Raw genomic sequence first — 22,762 nt, 5'->3', positions numbered from 1 at the left:
ATGGAAGAGTATGACACTGCTCTTCCTTGACTAATATTAAAATGATAACAATCGGTTGTAGCACTTTTACCGATTGATATATTCACTTTCATTTCATAAGGTTTATACTGTTTATCAACAATGATCTCGATGAATAAATTTAATACGTTAAGTTTATTTTTCTGATAACAAGGAGCTACGGTGAATAACCTGCATTCTATCCAACGCATGAGAAGATTACGTAAGACTGAAAAAATGCGTGATCTCTTCCAAGAAACGCATCTTTCTCTTAATGACCTGTGCCTTCCAATCTTTGTTGAGGAAGGGCTTGATGATTATAAGCAAATTGACAGCATGCCAGGTGTTGTACGTATTCCAGAAAAACGTTTAGCTTATGAAATAGAGCGTATTGCCAAAGCAGGTATTAAATCTGTTATGACTTTTGGCGTCTCTCATCATTTGGATGAAACAGGGAGTGATGCTTGGCAAGAAAATGGCCTTGTCGCACGTATGTCTCGTATCTGTAAAGAGACAGTACCTGAAATGATTGTGATGTCGGATACCTGTTTTTGTGAATACACTTCACACGGCCATTGTGGGGTAATGCATGGCGATATCGTTGATAACGATGCCACTATCCATAATTTAGGTTTACAAGCTGTTGCAGCCGCCCGTGCAGGTGCTGATTTTATCGCCCCTTCTGCTGCAATGGATGGGCAAGTTGCCGCTATCCGCCAAGCTCTAGATGCAGCTGGTTTTAAAGATACCGCCATTATGTCTTATTCGACTAAATTTGCGTCAGCACTCTATGGCCCATTTAGAGACGCGGCAGGCTCTTGTTTAAAAGGGGATCGCAAAACCTATCAAATGAATCCAATGAACCGCCGTGAGGCAATTCATGAATCCTTAATTGACGTACAAGAAGGCGCGGATGCATTGATGGTTAAACCAGCAGGTGCCTACCTTGATATTATTCGTGACCTACGTGAACGTACTGAATTGCCTATCGGTGCTTATCAAGTCAGTGGTGAATATGCACAAATTAAATTTGCTGCAATGGCTGGGGCTATCGATGAAACCCGCGTCACTCTGGAAACATTAGGCTCTATCAAACGGGCTGGCGCTGATATGATTTTCACCTATTTTGCCCTGCAATTAGCTGAAGATAAAATTTTGTCACGATAATGAGCGCGTGAGAAATAACAACATGCCCGCTGTCGAGTCGATTAGCGGGCATGTTATTTTAATAAACAGCAATGTTTGAGGGTACTTAAACAAAATCGCCTGTTATGCTTTTTGTGCTGCCAGTTGCTCTGTAAAGCGCTGAGCATAATTTAACGCAATGCGAGGTTCATAGAGACCCGTAATAAGTAATTTCTGTTCGCCATTCAATGTATTAGCCACAACGCCCCATGATCCAATATCCTCTCTTGTTTGATAGATTTCATCTGGAACTGGCGATTTTTCTGGCATTGTCACTATCTCATTAGCGAAAGATAATGGTACGATTTCAAACGAGGCATAATCGGCATTTCGTCCTAATGGGAATTCCCTATCAACCAATAAACGAAGATCGCAGACTTCAGTTTCTGGGGTTTGCATGACAATGGAATAGAGATTCGGAATATGTTCAAGAATATCTCGGACTTCATCTAAATAATGATGATTTGGCGAGGTGGTAATTAAAATGTCAGCCGCCCAAAGCGCCCCTTTGTAAAAATCCGTTGCGTTAATATCTGCCATATATTAATACCTCACATTGGTGATTTTATTGGTTTTGTGACGTCTGATTTAATGTCAGCAACCCCACATTTATCTTGGCTAGTTTAAATATGAGCCATAATCTCTACTCGTTTTTGCCTCACGATAAAAAGTAAAACATACCTCTTTCCAATAACGAAATTTTTAAAATGATATCTCTGCATCACTCAATATAGATAGGCAATCATCATAGCCTAGACTCAATCCTCATATATTGCGAAATAACAATAAAAAACGCCCATCGTGCAAACAAACACAGATGGGCGTTGTTAACTTAGAGATTAAAAATTAATGGAGCATTTGGCGGATCACATAATGCAGGATGCCACCATGACGGTAATATTCCATTTCTGTTGAGGTATCAATACGGCAACGTGTTGCAATTTCTTTGACCTGTCCATCACCATAGGTAATTTTCACAATAATATGTTGACCCGGCTCAATGGATTGCAAGTGTTCTATATCGATACGTTCATCCCCTTTAAGGCCCAATGTCTTACGCGTTGTACCTTGTGGGAACTCTAATGGGATAACCCCCATACCAATTAAGTTAGAGCGGTGAATACGTTCGTACGATTCCGCAATAACGACACGGACACCAAGTAAATTAGTACCTTTAGCCGCCCAGTCACGGCTTGAACCAGAACCGTATTCTTTACCTGCAATGATAGCGAGAGGCAGCTTTTCCTTTTGATACAGCATCGCCGCATCATAGATCGCCATCTGTTTACCTGTAGGGATATGTTTCGTATATCCACCTTCAACCCCCGGCACCATTTCGTTGCGAATACGGATATTGGCGAACGTACCACGCATCATCACTTCATGGTTACCACGACGAGAGCCATATGAGTTAAAATCGGCGGCAGCTACGCCATGCTCTTGCAAATAACGCCCCGCTGGACTATCCGCTTTGATATTACCCGCAGGTGAAATATGGTCAGTCGTTACCGAATCACCCAATATTGCCAAGATATGTGCGCCATGAATATCTTGAACCACTTCCGGCTCTGCTTTCATCCCTTCAAAGAACGGTGGATGGCGAATATAAGTCGAATCTGGCTGCCAATCATACGTGGAAGAGCTTGCCACTTGTAATGCTTGCCATGCCTCATCACCATCGAAAACCGCACTGTACTCTTTGCGGAACATTTCTGTTTTAACTTTTTCAACGGCTTGAGCAATTTCAGCACTGGATGGCCAAATATCTTTTAGATAGACATCATGACCTTGTGCGTCTTTGCCTAATGAGTCAGTTTTAACATTAATATTCATGTTACCCGCTAACGCATAAGCAACCACCAACGGAGGTGACGCTAACCAGTTCGTTTTGACTAAAGGATGGATACGGCCTTCAAAGTTACGGTTACCCGACAATACCGCACCAACGGTTAAATCCGCCTCTTTGATCGCTTGCTCAATCGGATCAGGTAATGGCCCAGAGTTACCTATACAGGTTGTACAGCCATACCCCACTAAGTTAAAGCCGAGTTTATCAAGATAAGGTGTTAGTCCTGCCAGAGCTAAATAATCCGTTACCACCTTAGAGCCTGGTGCCAACGAGGATTTCACCCAAGGTTGACGAGTTAGACCTTTTTCTACCGCTTTTTTAGCGAGTAAACCTGCCGCCATCAACACACTTGGGTTTGATGTGTTCGTACAAGAAGTAATCGCTGCAATCACAACAGCACCATCGGTCATTTCAAAGGTTTGTCCTTGATAATTGACTGTCGGATGTGCACCTTTCTCTTTTTTGTTAAGCTCCAGCTCAATAGCGGCTTGGAATGCTTGCGGAACTTGACCCAGTTCAACACGATCTTGTGGACGTTTAGGACCGGCTAAACTAGATTCCACCGTCGACATATCCAATTCTAATGTGCTCGTAAAGATAGGTTCATCACCCGCATGACGCCATAAACCTTGCTCTTTACAATAGGCTTCCACCAGCTCAATTTCATCATCGCTGCGCCCTGTTAACTTCATATAATCTAATGTGACGTTATCGACAGGGAAGAATCCGCAAGTAGCACCATACTCAGGAGACATATTGGCGATAGTCGCCCTATCAGCCAGCGGAAGATCAGCTAAACCATCACCATAAAATTCCACAAATTTACCGACAACACCATGCTTACGTAGCATTTGTGTGACTGTCAGTACCAAGTCTGTCGCTGTAATACCTTCACGCAATTTACCCGTCAGTTTAAAACCGACAACGTCTGGGATCAGCATGGATACCGGTTGACCTAGCATTGCAGCTTCGGCTTCAATCCCACCAACCCCCCAGCCTAATACGCCAAGACCGTTGATCATCGTGGTATGCGAGTCGGTGCCCACAAGGGTATCTGGATAAGCATATAACTTCCCATCCACCTCTTCATACCAAACCGCTTTACCTAAATACTCTAAGTTGACTTGGTGGCAAATACCGGTTCCTGGTGGCACAACCCTAAAGCGATTAAAGGCTTTTTGCCCCCAACGTAAAAAGAGGTAGCGTTCATGGTTACGCTTCATCTCAATTTCAACGTTGTCATCAAATGCTTTATCCGTGGCAAATTCATCAACCATTACCGAGTGGTCAATGACCAGATCAACTGGCGAGAGAGGATTGACTTGCTCAACATTACCACCTAATGATTTAACCGCTTCACGCATTGCAGCTAAATCCACGACCGCAGGTACACCCGTAAAGTCTTGCATTAGTACCCGAGCTGGTCGGTAAGCAATTTCTCTATCTGCATGCCCTGTTTTCTGCCAATCAATAATGGCTTGCAGATCGGCTTCTACTACCGATTTGCCATCAATATTTCGCAATAAGTTTTCAAGTAATACTTTAAGGGATTTGGGTAGCTTTGTGGCATCACCGAGTTGCTGAGTCGCAATCGGTAGACTGAAGTAATTATAGAGCTTGCTTCCGACACTGAGTGTTGCTGCACTCTGTGTTTTAAGACTCAACGACATAACTCCTCCTTGGTTTTTTATGATGATTATCGGTCATCTTATTTACCTAACAAATTACAGTGAATTTGTTAATTAGTTGTAATTATAGTTGCTGAAAATATTTACTTTATGGATTTTGTGTCAAATCCATAAATTTGCTGTGCTTATCATCAAAAAAACAGTAAATGGCGGGGAAATTTAGCCAAGTGACTCATAAAAAGAGTAGTAGAATGCTAGGATTTTGAACTTGTCAATTGAACGCTGACATTGGAATAGCTAAATAGAGAACAAAAAAGTGAGTCACTAAGCTTCTAGTTGAATTCACATCAGTCACTAAAAGCTTAGCTCTCGTTTGAAAGGCAACCTAAAGTTAGATGATAGGCAATTTAATGTCTTTAAACATTTCCTCAATATCTTCATTGTTGCGCAGTGCAATCGCCCTATCTACAACATCACGGGTTAAATGAGGGGCAAATCGCCAAATAAAGTCATACATATAGCTACGTAAAAAACTGGTACGTTTGAAGCCAATTTTCGTTGTGCTATAACTGAATTTATCGCGCATATCGATGACAACCAGATCACTATCCAACTCTGGGTTAACCGCCATACTGGCAATAATCCCAATGCCCAACCCAAGCCTTACATAGGTCTTGATAACATCCGCATCTGTCGCCGTAAAAATAATTTTAGGTTCTAAATTGGCTTTTTGGAATGCCACATCTAATTCAGAACGCCCCGTAAAACCATGGGTATATGTTACGATTTGGTATTGTGCAACATCTTCAATCGTCACATTTTTCTTTTCGGCTAACGGATGCCCTTTTTGCACCACAACACAGCGGTTCCAGTGATAACAAGGTAGCATGATCAAGTCACTGTATAGGTGTAACGCTTCAGTAGCGATCGCAAAATCACTATTCCCTTTGCAAACTTCCTCTGCGATTTGCGTTGGGGAACCTTGTTGCATATGCAGGGAGACATGCGGATAGCGCTCGATAAAACCTTTGATTACCGGCGGAAGCGCATAACGTGCCTGAGTATGTGTTGTTGCAATATGCAAAGTGCCTTTATCTGGATAAGTATGCTCCCCCGCAACGGAACGGATCGCCTCAATTTTTGAAAGCACTTCCCGTGAAATACGGATAACTTCTTCCCCTGCTGGCGTAACATGAGTGAGATGTTTTCCGCTGCGAGCAAAAATTTGGATCCCCAATTCGTCTTCCAACATACGCACTTGTTTGCTAATACCCGGCTGTGAGGTAAATAACCCTTCAGCGGTTGCAGAGACATTCAAGTCATGATTAACCACCTCAACAATATAACGTAATTGCTGCAATTTCATTTTTAGGTCCACCTATACAGAGCCGTAAGGAATTCGCTATAGCTAAAAATTATTATTTATAACTAAAAGCTATATGTATATGATTTGATATAACCAATATATCATCATTATGCTGAGTGTGAATAGCTAGATGATAAAATTTCACCTAAAATAGTTTAAATTTGAAATTATCTTCATTGTTAACTAGTAAGAAAATGCAAAGTTACATTTAAATTTTCCCAATCTATGCTTGAATAGCTGATAGGCAGTTTTGCAAGATAAATGAATCGGCTTTAATCTTAAGTAATGGAAACAATAATTCTCAACGAAGAGAGGGTATTACATGCAGAAAAAAATTTTGGCGCTCCTTATCAGTATGTCAACCATCGCTATAGCGCCTAGCCTTTATGCCAAAGAAGTTTCTTATGGCGACCAAAAGATTGTTTTATCTGATAATATCGCTTCAGGGGATGATTTTTATCGCTACGTCAATCAGGACTGGATAAGCAAAGCGAAGATCCCAACAGGCATGCCGCGCATTAACTCATTTGTTGAGTTATACCTCACGACAGAGAAACAACTACAAAGCATTATCGATCAGTTGCAAAGCTCACCAGAGAAGGAACTCAATCATAATCAACGCAATATTCGTAATTTATATGTAAGTTATCTTAATGAAGACGCGATAGAAAAAATAGGAATAAGCCCTCTCAAAGATGACCTTGATGCAATTACTAATGCAAAAAATCATAATGATATTAGTAAATTAATGGTACTTCCGGCCTATACGCCATTTATTTCTTATTGGGTAGACTTGGATGCTAAGCAGCCGGATACTTATGTTTTATACCTTGGGCAAGGCGGTTTAGGATTACCGAACCGTAATTATTACCTCGACGATACCCCGCAGATGGAGGAGATCCGCAAAAATTATATCGCCTATATTGCCACTATCTTAAAACTGGCGGGCGAAAATGATGTTGAGAAAAAAGCCCAACAAATTTTCGCACTGGAAAAATCAATGGCACAGGCTCATTGGAGCCCAGAAGCGCGCCGTGACACAATCAAAAATTATCACCCAATGACACTGAACGATATGAAAAAGTTCACTCAAGGCTTTGCATGGGATAACTTTATTCAACAGTGGCAACTTTCAGACAAACAATTGAATAAGGTGATAGTTGAAACGGATACCGCAGTAGAGCAATTAGCCAAAATTTATGCCAATACCCCTGTATCGACACTTCAAGACTACCTACGTTTTCACTATTTAAGTGATCAAGCCCCCTATTTGAATCGCGATTTTTCTGACGCCCGCTTTGATTTTTATTCGCGTAAACTTAACGGCGTAGAAAAACAGCGGACACGCAAAGAGCGTGCTCTGGAAACCGTCAATCGCTTACAGGGCGAGCCTATGGGGCAAATCTATGTTGAGAAATATTTCAACCCTGAATCAAAAGCGAAAATTACCGATCTTGTCAGCTATGTCAGAGGAACGTTTAATTCTCGCTTAAAAGATAATGATTGGATGGATGATGCAACACGCCAAGAAGCGCTTAAAAAACTTGAGCAATTTACCGTTAAAGTGGGTTACCCTGACAAATGGAATGATTTCAGTAGTATCAATCTAAAACCCGATACGCTACTGGATAACTACAAACAGGTCTTAAACTGGGTCTATAACGACAATATGAGTAAGATAGGACAACCTGTCCGTAAATGGGAATGGGGGATGACGCCTCAAACCATTAATGCATACTTTAACCCAGTGCAAAATGAGATAGTGTTCCCAGCCGCAATACTACAGACACCTTTCTTTGATCCTAATGTTGACCCTGCCTATAACTATGGCGCAATTGGCGCTGTAATTGGCCATGAAATGGGCCATGGGTTTGATGACCAAGGCAGCTTGTATGATGGTACTGGTCAGTTGCGTAACTGGTGGAGTGATGACTCTAAACAGCACTTTAAACAAAAAACCGATAAACTGGTTGAACAATATAATAGCTTCTCCGTTGATGGCCAAAAGGTTAATGGTCAACTCACATTGGGTGAAAACATCGGTGATTTAGGCGGGCTGAACATTGCTCTGAGCGCTTATAAGCAATTCGTTAAAGAGAATTATCCAAATGGTGAAGCGCCAATTATTGATGGGACAACCGGTCTGCAACGATTCTTTATTTCTTGGGCAAGAACTTGGCAAGAGTTATCCAACAAAGAGTCCGAGCGTAATAAAATTTTGACCGACCCACATAGCCCTAACCAGTTCCGTGCCAATGGTGTTGTTCGTAATATGGATGAATGGTATCAAACTTTCGGTGTCGATAAAGACAGCAAATTATACCTTGAACCTGAACAACGCATTCGTATTTGGTAAATGCGCTTTCCCCCTTGATATCTGCGGCTTTCATTTGAAAGCCGCAACCTTCAATTCTCATATCGGTTATATCTACAGGTAACGTTCAATCGTATTAACCATCCCCTGTTAAAAACAAATAAATTTTCTTTAATCACCTATTTTATTAGTTTTCAAATAGTTAAAAGCTCTGAGTATTTCAGAGCTTTTAGATTAAGTCTCAAAGTAGTACGGTTTCATCAATCACTGTTTAAATATACAGTATTAACTATTTGATCACACCACAAGCCATGCGTGCACCACCACCACCTAACGCTTCAGGATGGTCGGAGTAATTATCCCCACCCGCGTGTACCATCAGTGCACGGTTTTCAATCTCTTTTAGTGTTTTTAAGCGCGGTGCTAATACGGCATAATCGGCATTACCTTTGGCATCAACCACTAAGCCCGGAAGATCCCCTAAGTGGCCTGTATTGTCATAAGGCCCTTTATGGACACCTGTTTTTGCCGGATCCATATGTCCACCTGCTTTTAATGCTGGTACTGATTTGCCATCTTTTTCAGCAGGCTCACAGCTTGGGTTTTCATGGAGATGGAAACCATGGATACCCGCTTCTAAACCTGCTAATTTTGGGGTAAACAATAATCCATAATCGGTTTCAGAAATAACAACTTCACCAATCGCCTTGCCTTCACCTTGTGGTGTAGCTTCTTTCAGTACTACTGTTGTTTCTGCTGCATTTGCTGCAAAAGCCGTTAATAAGCCGGCCAGTAAACACATTTTGAATTTCATTCTACCTCCAGTTGTGAGCTTTCTAACCTAATCGCTGCTTGTGATGTTTATTGCTTAAAAGCAAATACACATCAATAAATTATTATTTATTGATAATTGCTATTTATCAGCATAGCAAACCGTCATCATATTGCTTTGCGGTTAGCCACATAAATCAACACTTAAGCCAAATAAGTGCATTTTTAAGACGGCTCCTGAAAGGAGATCAAATCATCATAAAAATAAGATGGAGGGAGAGTCTGTCTGTGGTTAATGATAAAAACCTCGTAGGCTCACAGAAAATGATGAACAACAGAAATGAAAAAGGCGATAGAAATTAACCTATCGCCTTTTAATCGCTAACGTCAGTGAATGATTATTTCTCTTTCACTTCCCATTTGCCGTCTACAAAAAATGCACTCCAACCTGTGGCTTTGCCATTTTTCTCTGAAGAAACATATTGCTGTTTCGTCTTACGGCTAAAACGCACAACGGTTGGATTACCATCAGGATCTTTTGCAGGCGCGTCAGCTAAATAAACCAGCTTTTCAGGTAGTCTATCTCTAAAGCGTTGCAACTCCTCAACCAATGGCGCTCGCGTTTCTCGTGATTTCGGGAAGGTGTTTGCCGCTAGGAATACGCCAGCCGCACCATCGCGCAACACAAAATACGCATCTGATTTTTCGCAAGGTAATTCAGGTAATGGTACCGGATCCTCTTTTGGTGGAGCAATCTCACCATTTTTTAAGATCTTACGGGTGTTTTTACACTCTTCATTTGTGCACCCCATATAAGGCCCAAAGCGCCCTGTTTTTAGGTGCATTTCTGAACCGCATTTATCACACTCAATTACTGGGCCGTCATAACCCTTAATGCGGAACTCACCCTCTTCAATCTCATAACCTTCACAAGCTGGGTTGTTACCACACACATGCAGTTTGCGTTGATTATCAATCAGGTAGCTATCCATTGCTGTACCGCATTTTGGACAGCGACGCTTAGCACGCAGCGCGTTGGTTTCCGCATCATCCCCCTCAAGAATATTCAATACTTCATGTTCAGGGATCAAATTGATGGTTTTTTTGCAACGCTCTTTTGGTGGTAACGCATAGCCTTCACAACCGAGGAACACCCCTGTTGAAGCTGTACGGATCCCCATATGACGTTCACAATCAGGACAAGTAATTGAAGTGATCACCATAGGGTTCGTGCGCATTCCACCTTCTTCAGGATCTCTCTCTGCAATATCTAGCTGTTTGCTAAAATCAGAGAAAAATTCATCAAGCACCGCTTTCCACTCTGCTTCGTGATTAGCAATATGGTCAAGCTGATCTTCCATGCGTGCAGTAAAATCATAGTTCATTAGGTCATTGAAGTTTTCTTCCAACCTATCTGTCACGATTTCACCCATTTTCTCCGCATAAAAACGACGGTTCTCAACCTTAACGTAACCTCTATCTTGGATCGTAGAGATAATTGCCGCATAGGTTGATGGACGACCAATACCGCGCTTCTCAAGCTCCTTAACTAAGGAGGCTTCGCTAAAACGTGCTGGTGGTTTCGTAAAGTGCTGACTTGGCAACAATTCAACCAGCGACAATTCAGAGCCTACTTGGATTGGTGGCAATGTTTTGTCTTCATCATTTTTGCGCAGTGCAGGCATCACTCGCGTCCAACCATCGAAACGCAATGTACGGCCTTTCGCTTTTAGCTCAAAATCCCCTGCTTTCACCGTTAATGTTGTTGAATCATATTTTGCAGGCGTCATTTGACATGCCACAAATTGATTCCAAATTAACTGATAGAGCTTTTTCGCATCTGATTCCATATCTTTCAGTGCATCGGGTAGAACATCAACACTGGAAGGACGGATAGCTTCGTGCGCTTCTTGCGAATTATCTTTGCTAGTGTAAATATTGGCGTCTTTAGGCAGATATTTTTCGCCAAAATTATCGCTAATATAGCCACGTACCATATTTAATGCATCTTGGCTCAAGTTAGTTGAGTCAGTACGCATATAGGTAATATAACCCGCTTCATAAAGGCGCTGAGCCATCATCATGGTCTTCTTCACACCAAACCCAAGACGGGTGCTAGCGGCTTGTTGCAGCGTTGATGTGATAAAAGGCGCACTCGGCTTGCTGGATGTGGGTCGGTCTTCACGGTCAATCACTTGGAAGCGTGCTTTTTCTAGCAAACTCACCGCAGCGTCAGTTTGCGCCTTAGTGACTGGCTTGAACGCTTTGCCTAATTGATGCGTAACCTGCATACGTAATGCAGCCGTACTTTTATCCGCCAAATCCGCATGAAGTTCCCAATATTCTTCCGGCACAAACGCTTTAATTTCACGTTCACGTTCGACAATCAAACGTACCGCAACGGATTGTACGCGACCTGCAGATAACCCTCTCGCCACTTTTTTCCATAACAGCGGCGATACCATATAACCTACTACGCGATCCATGAAACGGCGAGCTTGTTGAGCATTAACTCTATCGATATTGAGTTCGCCAGGGCTATCAAACGCCTGAGTGATCGCATTTTTAGTAATTTCGTTAAACACAACACGGCTAAAGCGAGAGTCTTCACCACCAATCACTTCGCGTAAGTGCCATGCAATAGCTTCCCCTTCGCGGTCAAGGTCCGTCGCAAGATAGACATGGTCTGCATCTGCCGCTAAAGCTTGTAATTCAGAAACCACCTTTTCCTTACCCGGTAAGATCTGATAGTTTGCTTTCCAACCATGGTAAGGATCGACCCCCATACGCTTCACAAGCGCGGCTTGAGGATCTTTTTTAACCTTTTTAGTTTTGTCGGTAGATGAGCCTGTACTCTTTTGTGAGCCGGACCCGCTTTTCGGCAGATCGCGAATGTGGCCAACGCTGCTTTTTACAACGTAGCCACTGCCAAGATACTTATTGATCGTTTTGGCTTTTGCCGGGGACTCCACGATAACAAGAGCTTTACCCATATTTACCTTTACCTAAATTTCTACAATGGCGCATTTCTACATGAAAATGCACAAAATGAAAATCTCTTTTTTATATTGCGGCACAATTGCAATATATCAATATAATTTCTTCAAATAGTTTGCGTTTACGCAAAAACTACCAAGCTAATCACGCTATGCTAAAAAGAACATAAAGTATTCTAGCTGACTGATTTTAGCCATATAATGGCTAATTATTGCCAACGAAAAGCACACACTCTACCTGATAAAACGCCAGACGCAACCAATTATTTTTTTAAGGGGGCTAACTTATGGACAACAATATCCAATCTATAACACAAAATGAACTTCTCGAAAAAGCTAATGAGATCATAAGGAAACACGAAGACTTCATTCATGGCATGTTCGTTGATACGGTAGAGCAGCATCGTGATACCTTAGTGTTCAAAGGTGAATGCTTTTTAGATGCCAATGGTATTCCAACAGCGAAAAGCACGGCGGCATTCAACATGTATAAACATTTGTCTCATATTCTTTCTGAGCAATACCGTCTTAAGTAAAGAGACGTAGCCAAAAAATTACCGGCTAAGCGCCGGTAATTAATGATAGTTACGAAATCTATTTTTTGCGAGAAAACCGAATCTTAATTTAATTACATAAAAGGTTTTTGCCCGCGCTGCCACCAACGCAATAACAATTTATCAACATTTTCAGACATGCTACCCGTAAAACGTTCTAACATCTTTTTACCTTGTGTATAGCGAATACTGATGATTTCTTTAGTCTCTATTGCTGAAATAATAATATCGTCACTCACGCCAATTTGGTCAATTAAGCCTTTATCAAGTGCTTGAGTACCATACCAATATTCTCCAGTAGCCACCGCGTCAATATCTAATGATGGACGATTATGATGCACAAACTGTTTAAATAACTCGTGAGTTTCATTCAGATCTTCGATGAATTTCTTACGTCCTTGTTCGGTATTTTCACCAAGCATAGTTAATGTGCGTTTGTATTCACCCGCCGTATGCAATTCAACATCTACATCATGTTTTTTTAATAAACGGTGAATATTTGGCACTTGTGCAACTACCCCAATAGAACCAATGATGGCAAATGGAGCCGCAACAATCTTCGACGCAATACACGCCATCATATAACCGCCACTTGCGGCCACTTTATCAACCGCGATAGTCAACGGAATATTTTTTTCTTTTAAACGGGAAAGCTGTGATGCCGCTAAGCCGTATCCATGTACCATGCCCCCAGGGCTTTCAAGACGCAGCAAAACTTCATCGTCTTGTTCCGCCACGGCTAGAATAGCGCTGATTTCTTCTCTTAAAGAGCCGACTTCACGAGCATCCATACTGCCTTTAAAATCTAAGACATATAAACACGGTTTTTTGACCGTTGATTGGCCTGCTTTTGCCCCTGCTTTTTCACTTTTCGCCTTTGCTTTCTGTTGCTTTTTAAAGGCTTTTACCCAAGCTTTATGCTCAGAATCATTCATTTTTACTTGCTGCATTTGGCGCTGGCGTTCGCGATAACGTTCCCCTAAGTCGGTAATTTTCAATTCACCTCGCCCACCTTGGCGACGCATTCCGACACCAAAAACAAAAACAGCCAAAGCAATAATTGCAACGACTATTGTGACGACTTTTGCCAAAAACAGTCCATACAGAGAGAAATACTCCACAAAATCATCCTTCTCATATTTATCTTGATAAAAATAGTCTCATGATTGCTATTAAACAACCAGTAAAATAACGTCGTTTCTATCGTAATCTTACTTAAATTTCTACGCTACATTAGCCAATAGCATCAATCAATGAGATGATATCGTAACTGTTAACAAATAGGATAGGAAAAATACCATGCTCCACTATCAACCTAAACATGACCTTTTAAGTGGCAAAACCCTTTTGGTTACTGGGGCCGGTGATGGAATTGGCCGTGAAGCCGCATTAACCTATGCTCGCTTCGGCGCCTCTTTGATTTTAGTCGGTAGGACACAGCATAAACTTGACGCCGTTAGCCAAGAAATCGAAACATTAACCGGTAAGGCCGCAGATATCTATGTCGTTGACTTGTTGACAGCACCTCATGAACAATATGTTGAGTTAGCCAACGATATTGCTAAAAAACACCCTTATCTAGATGGCGTATTGCATAATGCAGGTCTTTTAGGGGTTGTTGCCCCAATTATCGAACAACCTGTCGATTTATGGCATGACGTTATGCAAGTTAATGTCAATGCGTCGTTTATGTTAACTCAAGTGCTGTTGCCTTTATTACTGAAAGCACCAACAGCATCGCTCGTTTTCACCAGTTCCAGCGTCGGTAAAAAAGGCCGTGCAGACTGGGGAGCCTACTCAGTTTCTAAATTTGCCACTGAAGGCTTAATGCAGATCCTTGCCGAAGAGTATAAAAACAGTGGCTTGCGTGTTAACTGTATCAATCCAGGGCGTACTCGCACCAGTATGCGTGCCAGTGCAGCACCAGATGAAGATCCAATGACTATCAAAGCACCAGCCGACATTATGCCAATTTACTTATATCTTATGAGTAATGATAGCTTGCGTAAAACAGGCATTAGTTTTGACGCTCAACCCGCTCAAAATGTTAAAACAACGGAGTAATTTTTATGTCTCAAAGCCGGCATGAAGAGCGTCAACAACGTTTGAAAGAAAAGGTTGATGCTCGAATTGAATCTGCGCAAATCGAACGAGGTATCTTGCTAGTTTTTACAGGAAACGGCAAAGGTAAAACGACAGCAGCGTTCGGTACAGTATGCCGTGCTGTCGGCCATGGACAAAAAGCCGCTGTCGTGCAATTTATTAAAGGCAGTTGGGATAATGGTGAGCGAGAATTATTAGAGCCTCACGGCGTTCCTTTTTATGTCATGTCTACCGGTTTTACCTGGGAGACTCAGGACAAAGAAGCTGATACTCTCGCTTGCCTTGATACATGGCAATATGCGCGGCGGTTACTGGCTGATCCATCCATCGATTTAGTGGTACTTGATGAGATCACCTATATGATTAGCTATGACTATCTGCCATTGGAAGAGGTTATAGACGCATTAACTGATCGCCCTGAACACCAATCAGTGATTATTACTGGGCGAGGCTGTCACCGCGAACTGCTTACTTTAGCTGACACCGTTACTGAAATGCGCCCTGTGAAACATGCTTTTGATGCTGGAATAAAAGCACAAAAAGGGATTGACTGGTAATCGTATTCATCTGCCGATACATAGCAACTGTGTATCGGCAATTTAATTACATCATCAGAATGCCGGCACCGAAGATCGCTCGGGTTTGCTGCATAAACTCTGCATATTTGCATTTTTCAAGTAATGCCGTGCCATCATTTCTCATTTGGCTATAAATCACTGCCATGTGTGAAATTTTATTGTGGTATTCGTTATAATAGAACTGTTTTCGTTGTGGGTCTAAAGAGCGACGAAAACTATTAACCAACCCAACCACTTCTTGTGCATACATTTGCAGAACTTCATCGGTAAAATTAGGTGTCGTGAGTGGGTAATCGAAATGCACTGTGACCGATTGCTTTTCACCATGAGGCACTTTTTTCACCATTAATTGTGATATAAAGGCATCGCCACGGTGGATTAGGTCAGTCAGCTCCTTATGTGTTAAACACTTCGTTTTTACTTGGCTAACGGCAGCCGAGCTTGATAGCGCTTCTGGTGCTTGTTCACCAACTGGAATATCACAGTTAAACACATTATTATCAATGATATAATCGTTACTGCTATTTATTCTACCACTGAGTTGATAGTGACCCACCACCAGCGATTGTTTGTTCAGATGGTGAAGTGATGGGATCCCTTCTGTCCCATACACATAATTGTACGCGTAATAAAATTGCTGAGTTGGGTTGAGAATGCCACCTTTATTGCCTGGGTAAACAATAAACTGAACAGGTTCACCCGTCGTCGTTATCATAACGTGGACACCAGGCTTCAATAAAAGGCTTCCCACACTTTGATTAGGAACAACAATCGGATGGTAATCCATAAAAAAAATGAAACTATCTGATGTATCATTCGTAAAATAAAAACGCCCGCTTTCTGATATTATGCTTTGATTATTATCACATCCACTAATCATTACGCTTAAGCAAAGTATCATCAACGCCTTTATTAATCGAAAACTAAACATGTAGTATAATTTACCTTTGTTTATTCCTTTACATCATAACGGTAACTTAAACACAGAATATTCTCAAATGAGTTTGTATCATTTTGTGACAAATACATAACCAAAACTAATAAAAAAGGTTATAGATAACTCTATAACCTTTTCGATAAATCAACACAAGCCAAAGTCATTAAATGCGTGTACGACGCTTTGCTGTTGGTCGAGATGATTGACGTTTAGACGCAGGCCTTGCTGCTACTTGTGAATGGCGTTTAACCGCACGACGGATCTGGTTTGCTTTGATGCGTCGTTGGTCTCGTTCAACAGCCACCTTAGTTTCTGTTTCAGCTTCAAGCCCAACCAACTCTCTTAGGTAATTGGTTTGTTGTAGGCCTAACTCAGTCCAGCCACCACGCGGCAGACCTTTAGGCAGGTCAATATCACCGTATCGCACCCGGATCAAGCGGCTGACTTGGACCCCAACGGCTTCCCACAAACGGCGTACTTCACGGTTACGCCCTTCTGTTAAGGTCACGTTATACCATTGGTTCATCCCTTCACCGCCACGGAAAGAAACCGTTTTAAATGCGGCCGGGCCATCTTCAAGCTGAACGCCTTGAGTTAATTGACGTATTTTTGCATCAGTGATTTCCCCAAATACACGAACAGCATATTCACGCTCAACTTCGCGACTTGGATGCATTAAACGGTTAGCCAGTTCACCATCGGTAGTAAACAGTAATAACCCACTTGTGTTCACATCGAGGCGACCAACCGCAATCCAGCGAGCTCCCACAAGTTTTGGTAAACGCGTAAATACTGTCGGGCGACCTTCTGGATCATGGCGAGTACACAGTTCACCTTCTGGCTTGTAATAAGCCATGACACGACAGATCTCTTTTTCAGGTTCTTTTATCGCTAATATCCGACCATCTAATCTAATTTTAGTCGCCGGTTTTACTTCAATACGATCACCTAGCGTCGCGATTTTACCATCGACACTAATGCGCCCTTCTTTTAGAAAAGTTTCAATTTCACGACGGGAACCATGCCCAGAGCGGGCAAGAATTTTTTGTAGCTTCTCAGTTTTTTGCGGTTTAGCGCTCATATAACCCTCAAATGTCGCCTTCACAGGCGTCAAATAGTTTTTCGTACACAGTGACGAAAAATAACGAATTGGAAAACCTGCGTATTATACACAGGTTTATGAGGATGCCCTATTATTAATCGACCCGCGATGATTATCGCTTATTCGAAAGGAGATGGGTCACCTGTACCGACACGAACGACAACTGGGCTATCATCCGTGAAATCAATTACTGTTGTGGGTTTTTGACCAATGTAACCACCGTGGATAACTAAATCGACCTGTTTACCGAGTAAATCACGGATCTCTTCAGGATCTGACTGCGTAAAGTCATCCCCCGGCATAATGAGGCTGGTTGACATTAATGGCTCACCAACAGCTTCAAGGAGGTCTCGAGCGATAGGATTAGACGGAACCCTTAACCCAATGGTTTTACGTTTTTCATTCATTAAGCGGCGAGGCACTTCTTTAGTTCCGCGCAGAATAAACGTGTAGTTGCCGGGCGTATTATTTTTAATTAACCGGAATGCCGTATTATCAACATGTGCATAATTTGATAGCTCAGAGAGATCTCTGCACATCAAAGTAAAGTTATGGTTGGCATCAAGTTGACGTATGCGACAAATACGCTGCAATGCCTCTTTCTCTTCCAACCGGCAGCCTATTGCATACCCAGAATCGGTTGGGTAAACGATAACGCCGCCCTTGTTTAAAATTTCAACACTCTGGTTAATTAACCGAGCTTGGGGATTATCCGGATGGATATAAAAAAACTGACTCATACAGACCTCTGATCTTTAGTATTGACAGCATCATCCGGTAAAAACCTTAAAATGGCACTATCTATTTACAATAAGAAAACACATCTCTAAAAAGACGCACTACTTTAATGACTTTCCAAATCACTCAGGTTGTTTCACTGGAAATGAGAATATCGAGAGGATAACTATGTGGCTAGCATCGTGCTCGGTATATCACTCCCACTGCACACTCAACCCAAATTGAAGTATCACTGTTATATTTTACACCGCATTTATTATACATCAACGCATTATGTCGTTTTTACTTCGTCCCATAATGTCCAAACCGCCCGTTGATCATCAGGCAGCCACAGGTTACGCCCAAGTTCAATCCACGAACATGGACGATGGAAATCGGAGCCCATTGACGTTTTTAAATTCGCGGATTGTGCAAGTTCATCTAGATACTGCTTTTCATTGGCAGGTTGCTGACAATGAGACACTTCCATTGCATCCCCCTGACACTGTTTAAAATAAGCTATCAAGCGTTTCAGCCATTTATTCGAAAGTTGATATTTCGAGGGATGCGCGAGTACAGCCACGCCCCCAGCTTGCTGGATCACCTTAACGGCCTCATCAATGGTGCACCATTTTGCCGGAACATAGCCCGTTTTCCCCTTTGATAGATAACGCTTAAAAACGTTACTGATAGTTTTCTCTTTCCCCGTTTTTACCAAATACTGAGCAAAATGCGCTCTGGTGACTTGTCCACCTTGGGCTATTTCTAACGCATTTTCCCATGCATCCGCTATACCTGCTTTTTGTAGGCGACGGCCAATCTCCTTTCCGCGCTCGACCCGTAATACCGATTGCCGCTCTAATAGCTCAACCATTGCGGATGCTGTAGGTGAAAAATTTAATCCCACAATATGAATTTCAATATTTTCCCATAAGGTGGAAATTTCAACGCCATTAATCAAGGTTAAAGGGCGTTGTGCGTGTGAAAGGTATTCACGAGCCTCAATAACACCTTCACAGGTATCATGGTCAGTAATAGAAAGTACGTTAACCCCCATCTCAATTGCTCGCTCAACAACCTCAATGGGCGACAAATCACCGTCAGAAGCCTGAGTATGGCAATGTAAATCATATCGGGTCATTAATGGGCTCGAAAATTGTGACATAGCCTATTTCACTCCTTTTTCCCGTTTCTGGATATTTTTCCTAAATATAAATAACAAACCGCTTGACACAACTCACGCGATCCAGTTTACTAGTACACGAGACAAGTTACTGACCCGTATTAATGTGATTATCCAGAGAGGCACTGTATGAATATTCTTAATCTATCAAATCGTTGGTGGCGCAACTTCCCAAATTGGGCGGATGCCGCACACGCATAGATTAAATATGCCTAAGTGCCTAACCCGCCTTCACCCGCGGGTTTTTTTATGTCTAAAAACTGTTAAAAGGCAATAAAATGAATAACCAAAACACAACATTAGCACATTTTAGTTTTCTGGATAGTCCAATTAACTATCAGCAAGATCCAACATTGCTGTTTCATCACCTGTGCCACGACATTCCAGCAACTATGTTACTGGAGTCCGCAGAGATCAACAGCAAAGCCAATTTACAAAGCCTATTGATTGTCGAAAGTGCGCTACGCATTCGTGCATTTGGTCAACGGGTAGACGTTGAAGCATTGACTGAAAATGGTGCTCAATTACTCCCAGTCATCGCAACACAACTAGCTGATAAAGCTCAACATTATGAACTGTCAGCACAACATTTGACGATGACATTTAGCCAACCGAATGGTGATCTTGACGAAGACAGCCGCTTAAAAAGCGCATCATGCTTAGATGTATTGCGTTTATTGCCAACATTGGCTCAAGCGACTTCACAAAAATCTGAAAACCTATTTGTCGGTGGGTTATTTGCCTATGATTTAATTGCCAGTTTTGAATCACTTCCTGAAGTGAAAACGATAAATAATTGCCCTGATTACTGTTTTTTTGTCGCAGAACACTATTTAGTGATCGACCATCAAAATCAAGCGGCACGCCTAAAGAGCGCTATTTTTTCGACTGTGGATAGCCATGTAGAAACGGTCACACAACGTCACAACGAGCTGATAGCGGCATGCCGTCCGTTCTTATCGCCTCTTCCATTAGGGAAAACGGAACAATTTCACGTTGAAACCAACAAAAATGATCAGCAATACGGTGCGGTAGTCAATGCAATGAAACAAGCCATTTATCGTGGTGATATTTTCCAAGTCGTGCCATCACGGAAATTTTCAATGCCTTGTCCTTACCCATTAATTGCTTATCAAAAGTTAAAGGCACAAAACCCGAGTCCTTACATGTTTTTTATGCAAGATCAGGACTTTTCACTGTTTGGCGCATCACCTGAAAGCGCATTGAAATACAGTGCAAGTGACCGCAAAGTTGAGATCTACCCTATCGCAGGAACTCGCCCTCGTGGTCGTGATGCCTCGGGAGCGATTGACTTAGATCTTGATAGCCGCATCGAACTTTCCATGCGTACTGACCAAAAAGAGTTAGCTGAACACCTCATGTTAGTCGACTTAGCCCGTAATGACTTAGCGCGTATTTGTGAGCCTGGTAGTCGCTATGTTGCAAACCTCACAAAAGTCGACCGCTATTCATTTGTTATGCATCTAGTATCACAGGTGGTTGGCACACTACGCAGAGATCTCGATATCTTTCATGCATACCAAGCGTGTATGAATATGGGCACGCTGACCGGAGCGCCCAAAGTTCGCGCTATGCAATTAATTGCTGAATATGAGCAGGAGCGCAGAGGCTCTTACGGTGGCGCTGTAGGCTATTTTACTGGTAAAGGGGATTTTGATACTTGCATCGTGATCCGCTCAGCCTATGTGGAAAATGGTATTGCTACGGTACAAGCGGGCGGAGGTGTCGTTTTAGACTCCTCCCCGCAAGGCGAAGCCGATGAAACACGTAACAAAGCTCGCGCAGTGATCCGCGCAATTGCCCAAGCACACCAAGCAGAGGAGTTATTTTAATGGCTAACATACTATTACTCGACAATGTTGACTCCTTTACTTACAACCTCGTTGACCAATTGCGCTCAGGGGGCCATCAAGTGGTCATTTATCGCAATACCGTCAGCGCAGAACGTATTCTATCTGTCCTCAATAACATGGATTCCCCTTTGCTGGTGTTATCACCGGGACCTGGGAAGCCAAGTGACGCGGGCTGCATGCCAGCGGTCCTTCAACAAGTGATCGGTAAATTACCAGTGATAGGTATTTGCTTAGGGCATCAAGCGATTATTGAAGCCTATGGCGGGCATGTTTCCTCTGCTGGAGAAATTTTGCATGGTAAATCATCCATGGCCACCCATGACCAACAAGCGATGTTTGATGGTCTCGATAACCCAATTCCCGTTGCGCGTTATCACTCTTTGGTCGGCAGCCAAATCCCTGAAAAACTGACAATTTGTGCACAATCTAACGGCATGGTTATGGCTGTTCGCAATGACAGTGATCGTGTTTGCGGTTTTCAGTTCCACCCCGAATCTATCCTAACAACTCAAGGGGCTATTTTACTGGAACAAACCGTTGCATGGGCGCTTTCAGCATCGATTGGCACAACAACACCATCATTTTAACCAGGGAAGAGACTCTATTATGCAAACTATTTTCGATAAACTATTCCGTGCACAAGCATTAACACAACAAGAAAGCCAACAGCTCTTTAATGGCATTATTCGCGGTGAATTAACGGAAGCCCAATTGGCTGGAGTGCTCGTCAGTATGAAAATGCGAGGTGAACAACCCGAAGAGATCGCAGGAGCCGCTTTAGCGTGCTTAGAAAACGCGCAACCTTTTCCACGCCCTGACTACCCATTTAGTGATATCGTCGGTACTGGCGGTGATGGTGCCAATAGCATCAATATCTCAACGGCGAGTGCTTTTGTTGCCGCTCAAGCGGGGATCAAAGTCGCAAAACACGGTAACCGTAGCGTTTCTAGTCGTTCCGGCTCATCTGATCTACTCGCTGCTTTTGGTATTTCATTAGATTTAAGTGCACAAAGTGCGCGTGACGCATTGGATGAATTAGGCGTTTGCTTTTTATTCGCACCTCAATACCACAGCGGTTTCCGTCATGCGGCTCCTGTACGCTCTCAATTAAAGACACGCACGTTATTCAATGTGTTAGGCCCATTAATTAACCCTGCACGACCGCCTATTGCATTAATCGGTGTGTATCAAGCGTCATTAATTGAACCTGTAGCAAAAACGTTACAAATGCTTGGTTTTACTCGTGCAGCTGTGGTACACAGTGGTGGAATGGATGAAGTTTCTCTTCATGCAACCACGCAAGTTGCAGAATTGAACCAAGGCGCTCTGTCTTTCTATCAGCTCAATGCCGACGATTTTGGGTTGCAAGCTTATCAGCTATCTGATTTAGAAGGCGGAACGCCAGATGAAAATCGAATTTTGCTAAGTAATTTGTTACAGGGTCACGGAAAGCCTGCACATGAAGCTGCCGTTGCAGCCAATGTCGCCATGCTAATGCGGATCAATGGTTATGAAGACCTAAAAGCCAATAGTGAACACGCTCTAAATATTATTCGTAGTGGTGCTGCATTTGATCGCGTCACTGCGCTCGCTTCAAGGAACCAATAA

Annotated in this window: 16 protein-coding genes, 1 pseudogene and 1 other annotated feature; of the genes and pseudogenes, 7 read left to right on the top strand and 10 right to left on the bottom strand. The window is 42.5% G+C overall.

Translation table 11 applies throughout. The features are described from left to right. The first annotated feature begins 180 nt into the window (after positions 1–180). Positions 181–1,164 carry a porphobilinogen synthase gene (hemB, locus tag I3B46_RS10585; RefSeq protein ID WP_014656045.1) on the top strand — a complete coding sequence of 328 codons (984 nt, stop codon included), beginning with the start codon at positions 181–183 and terminating at the stop codon, positions 1,162–1,164. A gap of 102 nt (positions 1,165–1,266) precedes the next feature. On the opposite strand, the gene I3B46_RS10580 is transcribed toward hemB, so the two are convergent. From I3B46_RS10580 to cysB, 3 genes are all read right to left on the bottom strand, one after another. Further along, positions 1,267–1,722, bottom strand: coding sequence for a hypothetical protein (locus I3B46_RS10580; RefSeq protein WP_004920143.1), 456 nt, complete (start codon positions 1,720–1,722; stop codon positions 1,267–1,269). A gap of 306 nt (positions 1,723–2,028) precedes the next feature. Beyond that, a complete protein-coding gene (gene acnA, locus I3B46_RS10575) occupies positions 2,029–4,701 on the bottom strand; it encodes an aconitate hydratase AcnA (RefSeq protein ID WP_104873506.1) in 2,673 nt (890 codons plus the stop codon). Positions 4,702–5,050: 349 nt separating this feature from the next. Continuing rightward, positions 5,051–6,025: an HTH-type transcriptional regulator CysB gene (cysB, locus tag I3B46_RS10570; protein ID WP_004920151.1), complete on the bottom strand. Its 975-nt coding sequence runs from the start codon at positions 6,023–6,025 to the stop codon at positions 5,051–5,053. A 322-nt stretch (positions 6,026–6,347) separates the two neighbouring features. Here cysB and I3B46_RS10565 point away from each other — a divergent pair, with 322 nt between their 5' ends. Beyond that, positions 6,348–8,381, top strand: coding sequence for a M13 family metallopeptidase (locus I3B46_RS10565; protein WP_104873507.1), 2,034 nt, complete (start codon positions 6,348–6,350; stop codon positions 8,379–8,381). Between the two features lie 247 nt (positions 8,382–8,628). Here the strand turns inward: I3B46_RS10565 and sodC are convergent, their stop codons facing one another. Then, the gene (sodC, locus tag I3B46_RS10560; protein ID WP_104873508.1) at positions 8,629–9,153 is read right to left on the bottom strand and encodes a superoxide dismutase family protein; all 525 of its coding nucleotides are present in this window, start codon (positions 9,151–9,153) and stop codon (positions 8,629–8,631) included. Between the two features lie 355 nt (positions 9,154–9,508). Next, positions 9,509–12,103, bottom strand: a complete 2,595-nt coding sequence (gene topA, locus I3B46_RS10555) for a type I DNA topoisomerase (RefSeq protein ID WP_036940356.1) — start codon at positions 12,101–12,103, stop codon at positions 9,509–9,511. 290 nt (positions 12,104–12,393) lie between these two features. Here topA and I3B46_RS10550 point away from each other — a divergent pair, with 290 nt between their 5' ends. Continuing rightward, positions 12,394–12,642, top strand: a complete 249-nt coding sequence (locus I3B46_RS10550; protein WP_004920169.1) for a DUF2498 family protein — start codon at positions 12,394–12,396, stop codon at positions 12,640–12,642. A 92-nt stretch (positions 12,643–12,734) separates the two neighbouring features. Here I3B46_RS10550 and sohB read toward each other — a convergent pair whose 3' ends face one another. Then, positions 12,735–13,781, bottom strand: a complete 1,047-nt coding sequence (gene sohB, locus I3B46_RS10545) for a protease SohB (protein ID WP_014656049.1) — start codon at positions 13,779–13,781, stop codon at positions 12,735–12,737. A gap of 178 nt (positions 13,782–13,959) precedes the next feature. Between sohB and I3B46_RS10540 the strand changes: the two genes are divergently transcribed. Then, positions 13,960–14,724 carry a YciK family oxidoreductase gene (locus tag I3B46_RS10540; RefSeq protein WP_004920174.1) on the top strand — a complete coding sequence of 255 codons (765 nt, stop codon included), beginning with the start codon at positions 13,960–13,962 and terminating at the stop codon, positions 14,722–14,724. A 5-nt stretch (positions 14,725–14,729) separates the two neighbouring features. Beyond that, a complete protein-coding gene (gene cobO, locus I3B46_RS10535) occupies positions 14,730–15,320 on the top strand; it encodes a cob(I)yrinic acid a,c-diamide adenosyltransferase (protein ID WP_004920176.1) in 591 nt (196 codons plus the stop codon). A gap of 46 nt (positions 15,321–15,366) precedes the next feature. On the opposite strand, the gene I3B46_RS10530 is transcribed toward cobO, so the two are convergent. The 4 genes from I3B46_RS10530 to rnm all read right to left on the bottom strand — a co-directional run bounded on the left by I3B46_RS10530 (position 15,367) and on the right by rnm (position 19,262). Continuing rightward, the gene (locus I3B46_RS10530; RefSeq protein ID WP_131728126.1) at positions 15,367–16,056 is read right to left on the bottom strand and encodes a hypothetical protein; all 690 of its coding nucleotides are present in this window, start codon (positions 16,054–16,056) and stop codon (positions 15,367–15,369) included. Positions 16,057–16,441: 385 nt separating this feature from the next. Continuing rightward, complete coding sequence (gene rluB, locus I3B46_RS10525; RefSeq protein ID WP_014656052.1) at positions 16,442–17,359, bottom strand: 23S rRNA pseudouridine(2605) synthase RluB; 918 nt, start codon at positions 17,357–17,359, stop codon at positions 16,442–16,444. Between the two features lie 140 nt (positions 17,360–17,499). Next, positions 17,500–18,120, bottom strand: a complete 621-nt coding sequence (locus I3B46_RS10520; protein WP_004920184.1) for an L-threonylcarbamoyladenylate synthase — start codon at positions 18,118–18,120, stop codon at positions 17,500–17,502. 269 nt (positions 18,121–18,389) lie between these two features. Further along, a complete protein-coding gene (gene rnm, locus I3B46_RS10515) occupies positions 18,390–19,262 on the bottom strand; it encodes an RNase RNM (RefSeq protein ID WP_014656053.1) in 873 nt (290 codons plus the stop codon). A 168-nt stretch (positions 19,263–19,430) separates the two neighbouring features. Then, positions 19,431–19,531, top strand: a sequence feature (Trp leader region). A gap of 27 nt (positions 19,532–19,558) precedes the next feature. Here rnm and I3B46_RS10510 point away from each other — a divergent pair. Together I3B46_RS10510 and trpD are read left to right on the top strand one after the other, a co-directional pair. Then, entirely contained in the window at positions 19,559–21,133 is a 1,575-nt protein-coding gene (locus tag I3B46_RS10510; protein WP_036940367.1) for an anthranilate synthase component 1, read from the top strand. Continuing rightward, a pseudogene (trpD, locus tag I3B46_RS21790) lies at positions 21,133–22,762 on the top strand (bifunctional anthranilate synthase glutamate amidotransferase component TrpG/anthranilate phosphoribosyltransferase TrpD). The gene I3B46_RS10510 and the pseudogene trpD overlap by 1 nt, the downstream one beginning before the upstream one ends.

The sequence above is a fragment of the Providencia sp. 2.29 genome (assembly GCF_015832305.1).
Lineage (GTDB): Bacteria > Pseudomonadota > Gammaproteobacteria > Enterobacterales > Enterobacteriaceae > Providencia > Providencia stuartii.
Note: the sequence above shows the minus strand (reverse complement) of the source record. Positions and strands in the feature narration are given on the sequence as shown.